The sequence below is a fragment of the Hohaiivirga grylli genome (genome assembly GCF_039655745.1).
GTDB lineage: Bacteria > Pseudomonadota > Alphaproteobacteria > Rhizobiales > Beijerinckiaceae > Hohaiivirga > Hohaiivirga grylli.
Window position 1 is genome coordinate 405884 of the sequence record NZ_JBBYXI010000002.1, and the last position, 14401, is coordinate 420284.

At 48.2% G+C, this 14401-nt stretch carries 14 protein-coding genes; 11 read left to right on the forward strand and 3 right to left on the reverse strand.

The window, feature by feature from the left end:
* The first annotated feature begins 101 nt into the window (after positions 1-101).
* The 9 genes from WJT86_RS06220 (at position 102) to WJT86_RS06260 (ending at position 7683) form a co-directional block, all read left to right on the forward strand.
* Complete coding sequence (locus WJT86_RS06220; protein ID WP_346336660.1) at positions 102-632, forward strand: ubiquinol-cytochrome C chaperone family protein; 531 nt, start codon at positions 102-104, stop codon at positions 630-632.
* The gene (locus WJT86_RS06225; protein WP_346336661.1) at positions 629-1156 is read left to right on the forward strand and encodes a YceD family protein; all 528 of its coding nucleotides are present in this window, start codon (positions 629-631) and stop codon (positions 1154-1156) included. Before WJT86_RS06220 ends, WJT86_RS06225 begins: the two co-directional genes overlap by 4 nt.
* 93 nt (positions 1157-1249) lie before the next feature.
* Positions 1250-2284 carry a phosphate acyltransferase PlsX gene (gene plsX, locus WJT86_RS06230; RefSeq protein ID WP_346336662.1) on the forward strand — a complete coding sequence of 345 codons (1035 nt, stop codon included), beginning with the start codon at positions 1250-1252 and terminating at the stop codon, positions 2282-2284.
* A gap of 11 nt (positions 2285-2295) precedes the next feature.
* Complete coding sequence (locus WJT86_RS06235; protein WP_346336663.1) at positions 2296-3273, forward strand: beta-ketoacyl-ACP synthase III; 978 nt, start codon at positions 2296-2298, stop codon at positions 3271-3273.
* 101 nt (positions 3274-3374) lie between these two features.
* Positions 3375-3686 carry an integration host factor subunit alpha gene (locus tag WJT86_RS06240; RefSeq protein WP_346336664.1) on the forward strand — a complete coding sequence of 104 codons (312 nt, stop codon included), beginning with the start codon at positions 3375-3377 and terminating at the stop codon, positions 3684-3686.
* Between the two features lie 73 nt (positions 3687-3759).
* Positions 3760-4305, forward strand: coding sequence for a MerR family transcriptional regulator (locus tag WJT86_RS06245; protein WP_346336665.1), 546 nt, complete (start codon positions 3760-3762; stop codon positions 4303-4305).
* Between the two features lie 159 nt (positions 4306-4464).
* Complete coding sequence (locus WJT86_RS06250) at positions 4465-5400, forward strand: DMT family transporter (RefSeq protein WP_346336666.1); 936 nt, start codon at positions 4465-4467, stop codon at positions 5398-5400.
* Positions 5401-5562: 162 nt separating this feature from the next.
* Complete coding sequence (locus tag WJT86_RS06255) at positions 5563-6360, forward strand: carboxymuconolactone decarboxylase family protein (RefSeq protein WP_407066914.1); 798 nt, start codon at positions 5563-5565, stop codon at positions 6358-6360.
* A 273-nt stretch (positions 6361-6633) separates the two neighbouring features.
* On the forward strand, positions 6634-7683 hold the full coding sequence (locus WJT86_RS06260; protein WP_346336668.1) for an NAD(P)-dependent alcohol dehydrogenase: 1050 nt from the start codon (positions 6634-6636) through the stop codon (positions 7681-7683).
* Between the two features lie 15 nt (positions 7684-7698).
* Here the strand turns inward: WJT86_RS06260 and WJT86_RS06265 are convergent, their stop codons facing one another.
* Positions 7699-8214: an HPP family protein gene (locus WJT86_RS06265; protein ID WP_346336669.1), complete on the reverse strand. Its 516-nt coding sequence runs from the start codon at positions 8212-8214 to the stop codon at positions 7699-7701.
* Positions 8215-8514: 300 nt separating this feature from the next.
* On the opposite strand from WJT86_RS06265, the gene WJT86_RS06270 reads away from it, so the two are divergent.
* Both WJT86_RS06270 and WJT86_RS06275 read left to right on the forward strand, forming a co-directional pair.
* Entirely contained in the window at positions 8515-9672 is a 1158-nt protein-coding gene (locus tag WJT86_RS06270) for a M20 aminoacylase family protein (protein ID WP_346336670.1), read from the forward strand.
* 20 nt (positions 9673-9692) lie between these two features.
* Positions 9693-11033 carry an MFS transporter gene (locus WJT86_RS06275; protein ID WP_346336671.1) on the forward strand — a complete coding sequence of 447 codons (1341 nt, stop codon included), beginning with the start codon at positions 9693-9695 and terminating at the stop codon, positions 11031-11033.
* 27 nt (positions 11034-11060) lie between these two features.
* Here the strand turns inward: WJT86_RS06275 and WJT86_RS06280 are convergent, their stop codons facing one another.
* Both WJT86_RS06280 and WJT86_RS06285 read right to left on the reverse strand, forming a co-directional pair.
* Positions 11061-12836 (reverse strand): adenine deaminase, encoded by a 1776-nt coding sequence (locus WJT86_RS06280; RefSeq protein ID WP_346336672.1) that lies wholly within the window; start codon positions 12834-12836, stop codon positions 11061-11063.
* A gap of 10 nt (positions 12837-12846) precedes the next feature.
* Positions 12847-14199 (reverse strand): NCS2 family permease, encoded by a 1353-nt coding sequence (locus tag WJT86_RS06285; protein WP_346336673.1) that lies wholly within the window; start codon positions 14197-14199, stop codon positions 12847-12849.
* Positions 14200-14401 lie beyond the last annotated feature (202 nt).

Consider the following 14401-nt stretch of genomic DNA (forward strand, 5'->3'; position numbering starts at 1 on the left):
CAGAAAAAAACGTGTTCAAGAGCAGGGCTGTATATAATGAATGGCCTATGCTAGTAGCTATAAAATGTCTTTAAGAGTTCGTCTGAAACAAAGATTTGCGCATGTTTTCGTTCTTCAAGAGAAAATCTGATAACCGTAAGGTCATTTCATCGCTCTATCATGGTATCGCCAGAGCAGCCTTGAGGCCGTTTATTTTTGCTGGCTTTGGCGTTGAGGATACCCTTGAAGGCCGGTTTGAGAGTTTGGCGCTTCATATGGCTGTTGTCTTGCGGCATATGAAAAACTGGGCTCCACCTGCGGATGATGTTGCCTCTGACCTGACCGATTACTACTTTACGCAGCTTGACGATGTGCTCAGGGAGCTTGGAACCAGCGATAATAAGGTTCCGAAGAAAATGAAGGCAATGGCCGGTGCTTTTCTGAGCCGCGCAGAAGCCTATGATAATGCCTTTAAAAACAGTGAGATGACGCAGGTATTACAGGAACGTTTCGGTTCTGCTATCGACGTTGCCGGTTTCTCGCAGTATGTGGCTGCAATAGATAAATATGTGTCCGATTCTTGCCTTGATATATGGCTAGAGAAGGGAATTGAATTTCCCGAACCACAAGTTTCTGCTGGAGCAGTGTTATGAGTAAGGAAGTCGACAGCCTCTTGTTCAGGCCTTTCCCCGTTTTGCAGATGAAGCCAAGCGGTGTGGATATGAAGGTTGAGGCAGATGAAGAAGAACGTCTGGCTATTGCAGCTGATTTTGGGCTGCCCAAAATTAAATCGCTGGTTGCCAATTTCAAACTGACAGGTCGCCCGGAGCGTATCCGAATTGTCGGGACTGTTCAGGCTGATATTGAACAGATTTGCGTTGTATCTCTTGAGCCATTCGAGAGTATCGTCAAAGAAGATCTGGACGTTTTGTTTGCAGAGCCGGGAAAACTGCGCCCACGTCATGAGGAAGATGTTGCTGAAGATCTGCCTGATCCGATTGAAAACGGTCAGATTGATTTGGGAGCAATAACTCTAGAGTTCTTTGCGCTTGCGCTTGATCCTTATCCACGGAAGCCGGGAACCTCTTTTGAAGGTGTTAAGAAAGCATTGGGCTTAAGTGAGAGTTCCGGTACATCTCTCGGTGATATGATCAAGAAGGGGAAAAGCGGTTCTTGATCGTGACCGTAAACTTCGCTAGCAGATAGAAACAGGTTTTAGGAGAAGGGCGGATTGCCATTTTCCTTTCAGGTAAGAAAGAATTTCAAATAAATGGCACAGAACGTGTGCATTTCAGTTGATGCAATGGGTGGCGACCATGGGATTGCAACCGTAATTCCGGGGGCTGCTCTTGCATTGGAACGGCATCCCCAGATGCGTTTTCTGATGTTTGGCGATGAGCAGCAGATTACTGCTGCGCTGGATAAGCATCCGAAGTTGAAGGCTGCAACCGAGATACGCCATACAGATGTGTCGATTTCCATGGCTGACAAGCCTGGACAGGCACTTAGGGCAGGTCGTGGTAAATCCTCCATGTGGATGGCTATTCAGGCAGTGAAAGATGGCGAGGCTGGTGCTGCTGTCTCAGCCGGAAATACCGGTGCCCTGATGGCAATGTCCAGAATGTGCCTCAAAACAGTTGGACATATTGAACGGCCTGTGCTTGCCGCTCTATGGCCAACGCAGAGAGGCGAGAGCATTGTTCTCGATATGGGGGCAACCATTGGTGCTGATGCCTCTCATCTGGTTGATATGGCTGTTATGGGTGCCGCTATGGCCCGTATCGTATTTAATTACGAGCGTCCGTCTGTTGGTTTGCTTAATGTGGGTGTTGAAGAGGTCAAGGGCCTTGAAACAGTTAAGGAAGCCAGTCGGCTTCTGCGCGAAGCTAATCTTCCCAATCTGGATTACCGGGGCTTTGTTGAAGGTGATGATCTTGGCAAGGGCTCTGTTGATGTTGTTGTTACCGAAGGCTTCACGGGAAATATTGCCCTGAAGACTGCTGAGGGGACAGCCAAGCAGATTTCATCATTCCTCAAGGAAGCTTTGGGGCGTACATGGATGACAAAGCTTGGCTATCTGCTTGCCAAGCAGGCCTTTGATGCCCTGCGTGAGAAACTGGATCCCCGTAAGTCAAACGGTGCGGTTTTTCTTGGGCTTGAAGGTATTGTGATTAAAAGTCATGGTGGTACCGACGCATTAGGTTTTGCCAGTGCAATTGATATCGCCTATGACATGGCACATTATGATCTCATGCGGACCATTCGGGAAATGCTTGAGCAGGAAACCGCTGCGGTGCCAGCGTAAAGGAATTTAAAGTGACAAAACTCCGCTCAGTCGTTCGTGGATGTGGCTCTTATCTACCTGAAAAAGTCCTTACAAATGAGGAACTGGCAGGGCTCGTCGAAACTTCGGATGAATGGATCGTTCAGCGAACAGGTATTCGTCAGCGCCATATTGCAGCCGAGGATGAGCCAACTTCTGCGCTGGGTATTAAAGCGGCTGAAGCCGCTCTCAAGGCCGCTGGTTTGACAGCTGATGATATTGATCTTGTCATCTGTGCGACATCAACTCCTGATTTCACATTTCCTTCGACGGCTTCTGTGATTCAGGCTGGTCTTGGAATTACCCAAGGGGCAGCTTTTGATGTTCAGGCTGTATGCTCCGGGTTTGTTTTTGCCCTGACGACGGCTGACAAGTTTCTGACATCAGGCTCGCACAAGCGGGCTCTTGTCATTGGCGCAGAAACCTTCTCACGCATTCTTGACTGGACAGATCGCACCACCTGCGTGCTGTTTGGTGATGGCGCGGGAGCTGTTGTTCTTGAAGCTCAGGAAGCTGCTGGCACCAATAAAGACCGCGGAATATTGACATCACACCTTCGGACAGATGGTCGTCATAGAGACAAACTGTTTGTTGATGGAGGTCCGGGTTCAACCAAGACGGTTGGTCATCTGCGCATGCAGGGACGGGAAGTCTTCAAGCATGCTGTCAGCATGGTGACGGATGTTATTGTTGATGCCTTCAATGCAACTGATACAACTGCTGAACAGTTAAATTGGTTTGTACCGCATCAAGCTAATAAGCGGATTATCACGTCTAGTGCGGATAAGCTTGGAATTGCCCCAGAAAAGGTTGTCATGACGGTAGAGAAGCACGGGAATACATCCGCTGCATCTATCCCACTGGCGCTGTGTGTCGCTGTGAATGACGGGCGTATTAAACCGGGTGATCTCGTTATGGTTGAGGCCATGGGGGGCGGTTTTACATGGGGTAGTGCCCTGATCCGTTGGTAAATAAGAGCGTTTGCTTAACTTATACGAATGTTCTTGTTCTAATATATTGATAACGCTTGTTTAATAACGTAGTATTCTAGGGATCGAAACGGGGAGAAGTCATGTCAGGGAAAACTGTAACACGAGCTGATCTTGGCGAAGCTGTTTATCACAAGGTGGGACTTTCCCGTACGGAATCGTCCGCACTGGTTGAATCTGTTCTGACGGAAATTTGTGATTGCCTGGCCTCTGGCGAAAATGTGAAGTTATCATCTTTTGGCTCTTTTGTTGTCCGTAGCAAGGGCTTGCGCATCGGTCGTAATCCAAAGACCGGTGTTGAGGTTCCGATTGAGCCACGCCGTGTTATGGTCTTCAAACCTTCCAACGTTCTCAAGGCGCGTATCAATGGCCTTGAACCAGATGGAAAAGACTGAGACTTACCTGAATAAATCAGGGACAGGTATTTTGGCTCTAGGGTGATGCCATAGAATCTATTAGACTGATGTCATGGATAAAAGCCCTGATGCATTTAAAACGATAAGTGAAGTTGCGGAAGATATTGATCTGCCGCAGCACGTTTTGCGTTTTTGGGAAACGCGCTTTACCCAAATCAAGCCTTTAAAGCGCGGTGGTGGCCGCCGTTACTACCGCCCGGATGATATAGATCTGCTGCGGGGAATTCGTCATTTTCTGTATGGTGAAGGCTATACCATCAAAGGTCTACAGAGAATTTTAAAGGAAGAGGGCATTCCTTTTGTTCAGGCCGTGGGACGTGGTGAAATTATACCTTCTCCAGCGCCGCAACCTCCAAGTGCCGATAACTTGCCTGAGGCTTTTGCAACTCAGGAGCCTCACTCCAGTGAGCCTGTTGCCGCCTTTTCAGCAGGCTTAGCATCTACATCTTCTGTTGGTCAGGGCAATCTGTTTGAAGTGGCAGCGCCCGTTGCTCCGGTGCGAGAGCTTTCTGCTGGCAGGATCAAGCTCTTAAAAGCGGTTCTGGAAGACTTGAAAGAGTGTGAGCGCGTCTTGAATAGGCTGAAGCTACCGGGATAAGCCTCTGACGGCGATAACGGCAGCTGTCGGTTAGTGTAAAATATCAGCTTAATTTCATTTTATTTTCTAGAGCTTTCCAAGTGCTCTTCATATATGATGCTTAAAAGCACGTATCGATGATTATTGCTGAATCTTCTTCCCGCTTCCCTGTTGTGAATAATGTCTGCTGATCCTGAAACAGATAATCTTGAAACATCCGGCTCCTCAAACGAGAGAGAGAAGGGACGTATACAGATTGAAAGCCATGCCCCAAAGGGCGTGCTGCTGTTGATGATTGCACTGTTTTTATTCTCTTCAATGGATGTCACGACAAAATATCTTGCGACCCGGTATGAAGTGCCCTTCATCATGGCCGTGCGTTATATCATCAATACTTTGCTTCTGGTCGTCATGCTCACGCCGACCCAAGGGCGGCAGATGGTCCGAGTACAGCGGAAATGGCTCGTTTTTCTGCGTGGGGCGTGTATTGCTTCCGGCTCTTTGTGTGGGGCATGGTCAATGCATATTATGCAGGTTGCCGAGGCAACCGCTATTATCTTTCTGGCCCCCATAATGGTTGTGTTGTTAGCAAGCCGAATATTGAATGAAACAATAGGCTGGTTGGGTTGGGCAGCAGCTTTGGTTGGTTTTATCGGTATTCTGCTTATTGTGCGCCCAAGTGGTGGGCTTGATCCTCTAGGGGTATTTCTTGCACTCTGTGCATGCATGACAACAGTTATCTATCAGTTTTTGTCCCGCTTTTTGGTAACAACCGAGAATACTGCCGCCTTATCATTTTATGCCGCTCTTATTGGGGCAATCGGTTTTGGCATAGCGATTCCCTGGACAGTGGGAGGCCCAAGGCCAGATCCAACAATATTGGCTATGTTTATCGGAACCGGAATTGCTGGTGGAATAGGGCACTTCCTGCTGACATCTGCATACCGGCTGGCACCGGCATCGCTCTTGGCACCCATTAATTACGTACAATTGCTCTGGTCCGGTATTTTGGGCTGGATTGTGTTTGGTCATATTCCAGATGGAATTACAACGCTTGGTATGATCGTTGTTGCATTATCTGGTGTATTGGTGACCTTGAAGTTGCGGAAGTCCTGAAAATATTTTTGGCTTTGATTATTAAAATATCCAGCTTTATTTATGAGCTGTGTTTCTAAGTCCTATAACAAAAAACCGGCTAATCATATTCCCTCATAATCTTTAACGTAACGGCATGCCGTATTGGCGGTAGATTTAGATGTTGGATTGGAAGGGGATTTAATGAAGCCGTTCACTGTTGCCGCAATGCTTTTTTCCTTTGCTTTTTTCTCTCCCGTTCACGCGCAAACAACAGATAGTGCTCATAACAGTCGGGGAGCGTATCCGATGTTAAATACAGATGATATTGGTAAAGTTTCTCCAGCACTTGCAAAACATATGCAGGACACATTGCAGGGAGAGGTTTGGAAGCGATCCGAAATGAACATGAGAGATCGCAGTCTTGTTACAGTTGCCTCGCTTATTGCCCGTGGACAGACAGTTGATATGCCCCAATATTTCAATCTGGCTCTTGATAATGGAGTGACTCCGGGGGAACTTTCTGAAGTCATTACACATTTGGCATTCTATTCTGGCTGGTCAAATGCCATGTCAGCGATTGTTGTTGCGAAAGAAGTCTTTGAAAAGCGTGGCGTCACTCCTGAACAGCTCCCGGCTGCATCTGGCAATCTTCTTCCTCTTGATGAAGAGGCCGAGGCAAAACGGGCCGCATCTGTTGAACAACAGGTTGGGCCTGTTGTTCCGGGACTTGTTAAATACACATCGGAAGTTCTGTTTCATGACTTGTGGTTGCGCCCGGGACTTTCCCCACGGGACCGCAGCATGGTTACTGTCTCGGCTCTCATCACATCCGGACACTTTGCGCAGGTGAATTACCATCTGAACAGGGCAATGGATAATGGTCTGACGCAGCAAGAAGCTGCTGAAATTGTAACTCATCTTGCATTTTATGCAGGGTGGCCGAATGCTTTCTCAACAGTGCCGGTAGCGAAGGACGTTTTTGAGAATCGTAACAAGTAATATCTGGGCGAAAGTGACTGTTTAATGATATAGAATAAAATTCTTCATTGAAGGAGCTTTTGCGTATTTCTGCTTCACTTTTGCTTCTGCTCAACTATTTGAAGCTACTGAGGTCAAAAATTGGGGCTGGTTGTCATGAAGCACATACAAACAGCTACTCCAGCTTTAAGGGCATAAACGGTTTTGCAGCAGGTAAATGCCCACACTGATTATGGGTCGTTATTCTGTTTTGGTTATAAATAATTCAACCTATTTCATTGGAAGGACTAGGAAATGTTCATATGTGAAGGTTTTGCGGCACAGGGGCCTGATAAGTCTTTTACGCCATTCAGTTTTGAACGTCGTGATCCGCTGGCAAATGACGTTGATATTGATATTCAATATTGTGGTGTCTGCCATTCGGATTTGCATACTGCCCGTGGTGATTGGCCGGGTACGCTTTATCCATGTGTTCCTGGGCATGAGATTGTCGGTACCGTGCGTCGTGTCGGTTCTGCCGTCACCCGTTTTAAAGCCGGTGATAAGGTTGGGGTTGGCTGTATGGTCAATTCTTGCCAGACATGTGAAAGCTGTAAGCAAGGGCTGGAACAGTTCTGTGAAAAGGGCATGACAGGTACCTACAACAGTCCTGATCCTGAAACAGGGCCGGATCGCCATACATTTGGCGGTTATTCAAAGCGCGTTGTTGTGAATGAAAATTTTGTTCTGCGCATTCCGGATAATCTGGATTTAGCAGCTGCCGCACCGCTTCTGTGTGCAGGTATCACAACATATTCCCCACTCCGTCACTGGAAGGCAGGCCCTGGTAAAAAGGTTGGTGTTGCAGGTCTTGGCGGTCTCGGGCACATGGCTGTGAAAATTGCCCGTGCAATGGGCGCTGAAGTCACGATGATTACGACCTCTGCGAGCAAGCAGGCTGATGCTGAACGTCTTGGTGCTCACCATGTTATTCTGGCTCGTGATCCTGAAGCCATGAAGAAAGCAGCCGGTACTCTTGATCTGATCATTGATACAGTGGCAGCTCAGCATGATATCGGCAACTACCTGCAGCTTGTTAAAGTCGATGGTACGGTTGTGCAGGTCGGAGCACCAGAAAAACCCCTTCCAGTCAATGTCTTTGACTTGATCATGGGGCGTCGTAGCCTTGCTGGATCATTGATTGGTGGTATTGCTGAAACTCAGGAAATGCTCGATTTCTGCGCAAAGCATAATATCACTGCTGATATTGAAATGATCAACGCTCAGGAAATTGATCATGCATATGAGCGTATGCTGAAAAGCGATGTAAAATATCGCTTTGTGATTGATATGGCGAGCTTCTGAGTTTTCAGATAACTTCTATGATGAAGGCGCAATCGGTTCGGGTTGCGCCTTTTTCATTGGGTAGGTGACTTTACCTGCACGATGATAAAGCGTTGCAATCAGTACAAGCAGACAGCTTCCCGCGAGTACGGGAAAAAAAAGGAAACTGAAACTTGGATCTGATGCGAAAACAACAATCGGATCTGCGCCTGCTGGTGGATGGGTAAGGCGTAAAGCTGCCATGACGCCAATTGCCAAGCCAACAGCCAAAGCAATGGCCCACCACGTGTTTTGCAGGGCCAGATGTAAAACCAGACTGATAAGGGTCGCAATGAAGTGGCCACCAATCACATTGGCAGGTTGCGATAATGGGCTGTTTGGTACTGAGAAGAGAAGAACACAGCTGGCACCAAATGGTGCAATCAGGAGGGGTGTCTGTCCATAAAACGTGATGGCACCAATCAAGGCAATTGCCAGAACCCCACCAATTCCAGACAGTGCGGAGTGATGCAACGGTTGACGTGGCTGATGTCGGGTGAAAAACGACTTCAAGTCGATGCTCCAGAGAGGCTGAGGACTGCTCATATTAAAAAATCAGAGCGTTAGTCTCATATAAATGAGTGATGAAGCAATGCTGAATTGAGTTCAGACGAGGAATTATCCAAGGCTAGATTACTTTTCTTTTTCCTGTAATGCCTTGGTTTCTTTAAACATATTCAATGTTCAATTATACAATCTCTCGACAGAGCTTTTCGCTTCCGCTAGGTTTATTTCATAAAATTATATCTTTAAGCGTCAAAAAGTGATGCAGACGTTCGTATCTGCAATGCTTCTTAGTGGGAAAATAAGAATATGCCCCTGAAAACAATCTCTTCTTTCGAACAAGAATTACGCGATATCCGTCACCAGATACACTCCAATCCTGAACTTGGCTTCCAGGAAGAAGGGACAAGTGCGCTGGTTGCCGAGAAGCTGGAGCAATGGGGATATGAGGTTCACCGTGGCATAGCTAAAACAGGCGTTGTTGGTGTTTTACGTAATGGTGATAGTCAGAAGAGCATTGGTATCCGCGCGGATATGGATGCGCTTCCTATCGACGAAGCAACAGGTAAGCCTTGGTCAAGCAAGAAGCCGGGTGTTATGCATGCCTGTGGCCATGACGGTCATACAACTGTTTTGCTTGGCGCAGCCAAGTATCTGGCTGAAACACGCAAATTCAACGGCACAGTCAATCTGATCTTCCAACCAGCCGAAGAAGGTGCCGGTGGTGGTGAGGTCATGGTTAAAGAGGGGCTTTTTGATAGGTTCCCATGTGATGTGCTTTTCGGCCTGCACAACATGCCAGGTTATCCGTTGGGGCATTTCTGCTTTAAGCCGGGTGCCTTTATGGCTTCCATGGATCACTATCGCGTAACGGTAACTGGCCGTGGTGGGCATGGTGCCATGCCACATCTTGCGATTGACCCTGTCGTTGCGGCTGCCTCTATTACAATGGCACTTCAGAGCATCGTCTCCCGTAACGTTAAAGCAGGAGAGGCTGCCGTTATTTCGGTTGGTGCCATCAATGCAGGCAGTGCATTCAATATCATTCCGAATTCTGCTGTGATGGAGCTCTCGGTACGTGCTCTGAGCCCGGATGTCCGAAAGCTGCTCGACCAGCGTATCCGTGAGATTGTGCACTTGCAGGCCGAGAGCTTTAATGCCGAGGCTAAAATTGAGCATGTTGGGGGCACTCCAGTAACAATGAATGCACCAAAAGAAACAGAATATGCTGCTGATGTGGCCCGTAAGCTGTTTGGTGCAGATAAGGTCGATTATGGTGTTGAGCCCCTGATGGGCAGTGAAGATTTTGCCTATATGCTCGAAGCAAAACCTGAAGGTTGTTACTTCTTTGTAGGTGCTGGTGAAGACGCAATTTCAGTCCACAACCCAGGTTATGATTTTAACGACGATATTCTTGTGCCGAGTGCTGCTATGTGGGGTGCACTGGTTGAAGATTATCTGAAATAAGAAACAGAAAGCTATTTTAAATGATTAACTCTCAGGATGTAACCGGGGGGCAGGCATCCGCTTTTTCAAAAAGCGCAGACCCGTCCAATCCGAAGAAAGAAGTTTCCCGCCGTCAGATTATTTTCGCTGCAGCATTCGGTAACTTCGTTGAGTTTTTTGATTTCACGGTCTTTGCAACATTTGCCGTAATCATTGGTAAGGTCTTCTTTCCATCAGGCGACAGTGCAACAGATCTGTTAAGTGCTTTAGCGACATTTGGTGTTGGCTTCTTCATGCGCCCGGTTGGTGGTGTTGTTATCGGCTATTATGCAGATAAGATTGGCAGAAAGCCTGCCATGATCCTGACATTGTCACTGATGACCATAAGTACGCTCATGATTGCGTGTGCGCCGAGCTACGCTCTAGCTGGAGTTTGGGGCGCTGTCATTCTTGTGTTGGCACGTCTGCTTCAGGGCTTTGCAGCCGGTGGTGAAGTTGGTGCTTCAACATCAATGCTGGTTGAAGCTGCTCCAAAGAACCGCCGTGGTCTTTACTCTAGCTGGCAGCTTGCAACGCAAGGCGGCTCAACCATGTTTGGTGGTATCCTTGCAACTATTCTCTTCGCAACACTGGATGCCGAGCAGATGAGTTCATGGGGCTGGCGTATTCCGTTTGCAATCGGCGCTATTCTTGGCCCAATTGGTCTGATTTTGCGTCTGCGCATTGAGGTTGTTGCGGAAGAACCGAAGGCCGAGCAGAAAGCGATTGAGACAGAGAGTTCCTTTAGCCTGTTAATTCAACACTTTAAGCCAATTATTCTAGGGGTTCTGCTGACGATCGGCAGTACAATCAGCATTTATCTGTCGCTGTATTTCTACAGTACATTAGGTGCGAAATTCCTGAATATTTCCAGCACATACACGAGCGCAGCTATTTTGATGACCGGATTTATCAATCTGGTGTTGTCGCCGGTTGCTGGTTATTTGAGTGATATCTATGGCCGTAAGCCATTGATTATCATCTCTCGCTGGCTGATGCTTGTTTTCGCTGTGCCATCATTCTGGCTGTTGGTAAATTGGCCTACTCCAGTCGTGCTGTTTTTTGTTGTTATCGTAATGGCATCCATTGCAACGATTGCAGCAGCTCCTTCTGTTTTGATGATCTCGGAACTGTTCCCACGTAAGATTCGTGCGCTGGCTTTCTCTATTGTCTATAGCGTTGGCGTTGCAATCTTCGGTGGCTTTGCCCAGTTCTTTGCAACAGAGCTCATTGTTTTGACGGAGAGCTATATCTCCCCATCAATCTATATGATTTTTGGCTGTTTAGTCTCTATCATCGCACTGATATATATCGAAGATCAGTACAAAAACGACCTGAAATAAACAAGGGGGCTTTACGCCCCCTTGTTTTTATACAGGTATAGCTGGCTGAGATGCCAATATCGGCAGGATTTCTTTTGTCCCGCCATCCGTTAAGCCGAGGTCGGTCAGATGTGGGCCAGCATTGCAGGCAAGGCTGATACCTTCAATCGCTTTAAAGACGCGATAGGGGGGCTTCCACTCCATGATCGTATCTGTTGCAGCCTTGACCGTATTGTAGTTCTGGCGAATTATTTCCGGGTCTTCTTCTGAAATCATACCTGCTATTGGCAGGGCAATAGATGCGATGACCCTACCATTTTTTACGACACAGACGCCACCGCCCATTTCAATAAGTGAATTGGCAGCCAGCAGCATCTCTTTCGGGTCCTTACCAAGTACGACCAGATTATGAGAGTCATGCGAATAGGATGTTGCCAGAGCGCCTGTCATAGTGCCCCAGTCGCCAAGCAGAGCGCATTGTGGCTGTGCATCAGGCTTTCCGTGACGGTTCATAATGAACAGGCGATTGTAAGCATCAGGCAGAACAGCAAAGCCATTTTTGACCTCAAGGTCAGCCTCATGCCATTCGGTAAAGCGAGCACCATGAATAGCACGCAGACGGTGAATGCCATCTGCTACATTGGGTACACGTACTTCAAAATCTTCAAGGGTGAGAGGCCGCACCTTCATTGAATGTGAAATGGCCTCCATGTTGGAAACAGGGGGGGAGGCTATCTTTACACCTTTAGGAACAATCTTGCCGGAAGCATAGACTGTATTGATCTTCATCGTCTGGAGGTCAGACAAGACAACGATATCTGCAATGCGGCCAGCTGAGATCAGACCGATGTCTGTCCGGCGCAGACGATAAGAGGCATTCAGTGTTGCGAAGCGAATAGCTGTGACCGGGTCAAGGCCGTATTGAATAAGCCGGCGCAGCACATCGCAAATCCCCCCTTTGCTAACCAGATCATCCGGGAAGACATCATCTGTACAGATGGAAATCTGTGAGGATGCAAAGGGCAGTTCATTCAGAGCCTTGACAATATCCGGCAGAAGATAGTCATGAGAGCCGCGAATTTCGATGGAAAGGCCGGAGCGCAGCTTTTCAAGAAAGTCTTCCGCAGAGGTGAGCTCATGGTCGGAAGTCACACCTGCAGCAAGATAGGCCTGAAGTTCAGGGCCTTTCAGACCACGGGCGTGGCCTTCAACAAGCTTGTTGGCTTTGATGCCTGCCGCGACGATTTCAGTCATGCGCTTTGAGCCGGCAAGAACACCTTTCATATCCATGACTTCTGCAACACCAACCACTTCTGGCCAGCTCAGCATTTCCTCCATCTCCTTACCGGAGAAATAGGCACCGGAAGTTTCAAGTCCTTCCGTCGAGGGGATACTTGAAGGTGCTGTAAAGAGGATTCGTAATGGCAAGCCTTTGCTGGCTTCAATGCCATAGCGGACGCCATCCATACCAAATACGTTGGCAAGCTCATGTGGGTCACACATGATGGTTGTCGTTCCTTGAGGTACGATAACCGATGCGTAGTTTGCAGGGGTCATGTGCGAGCTTTCAAAGTGCACATGCATGTCTATGAGGCCCGGAGCCAGAAAGCGCCCAGTCAGATCGACAACTTCTTTGGCATCCTGTCGGGTGCCCTGCGGGTGGACGCTGGCAATCATATTATCAATGATGCCGACGTCTGCTGCACGAAGCTCTGCTGTTGCGACATCAACCAACGTGGCATTGGTCAGCAGAAGATCGAAAGGCTCAAGGCCTTGTGCTGCTTTGACCGCGCGGGCTCTGCTTTGGGCAGTGATCTCTGTCATGGTTCTACCCTTAATGTACGCCAACCACAGTATAGAAATAATAAGCCAGTGGAATGGTCATCAGATACATGCCAACCGGGACATCACGATGCTGGCCGGAAACCAGCTTGATGATGACATAGAATAGCAGACCACCGGCAATACCTGTACCAAAACTGTTGGAGATCAGTGTCAGAAGAACCATGAACAGTGCGGAAAGACCATCTGTAAAGTTATCAAGATCAACTTTACGGATGGCTCCGAACATGGAGGTGCCGACCAGAATAAGGGCAGGTGCCGTTGCAGCTTTCGGAATCATCAAGGCAACAGGTGTAAACAACAGCATCAGGAAGAACATGATAGCCGCAGCGGCTGCCGTCAGGCCTGTGCGTCCGCCACCTTCAACACCAGCTGCTGATTCAACCAGTGCTGTGGCTGCCGGAATACCAATAATCGGGCCAAGCATTGCAGCTGTTGAATCGACAATGAATGGGCGATTGATGTTTTCCATGTTGCCATGTTCATCAACCAGACCAGCTTTTCCGCCAACGGCCAGTGTTGTGCCCATTGTGGAGAAAAATTCTGATGCAAAGAAGGCAAACAGGTACGGGAAGTGGACAATGTCGATAGCGCCGAGAATATCAATATGGAAAGCAACGGCATCCATAGAGTGGGGCAGTCCGAAGAAACTTTCCGGCAGTTTGGTGACGCCTAGGGGGACACCAATCAGGGTTGCAGTTAAGATTGCCCAGAGTATGGCTCCCGGTACTTTACGGGCATGCAGACCGATACCAATAAACAGGCCGCAAAGAGCGACAATTGCATCCGGTGATGTAAAGCTGCCAAGCATTAAAGCCTGACTTTTGGCATTAACGGCAACAAGTCCGGCATTACGAAAGCCCAATACCGCAATAAACAGACCAATAGCAGCTCCAAGGGCCAGTTTGATTTGTGCCGGTACCATACGGGTAATGACTTCACGCATTCCCAAGATTGTCAGAGCAAGGAAGAGAAGACCTGACCAGAAGGCAACACCGACGCCTATCTGCCACGGAACGCCTTCATTGAGGGCAAGGGTTGTACCAACTATAACGGAACCACCAATACCCGGGCCAACCAGAAATGGCAGATTGGCATAGAGTGCCATGAACAGACAGCCCAGAACGAAGACAATGATTGTTGCCGTTGTTGCTGCGCCGCGATCCATCCCGCCAGCCGACAGCAGGGAAGGGATGACAACCAGCAGGTAGGCCGCTGCCAGAAATGATGTGATACCGGCAATGATTTCAATCTGCGGAGAAGATTGACGTTCCCGTACACGGAAAAGCTTTTCCAGTAAGCCTTTATTCTCTGCCCCTGTTTTGCTGTGACTTGTCTCAGCCATTTTGAACCCCGAAAAAGAAAAAAAGCAGCCGCCGGAAGCTTTAACTTCTAGGCATAGGCTGCACTGTCAAACTGATGAGCCTGCTTTACCCAAGATGAAAGTGAGAGACAAGCAGGATAAGTGATGTATGCACTTTTTACTAAGAGAGTGGATGCTGGATACCTGTCAAAAAAGCCCCGGCCTAAAGCTGAGCCGGGGCTTA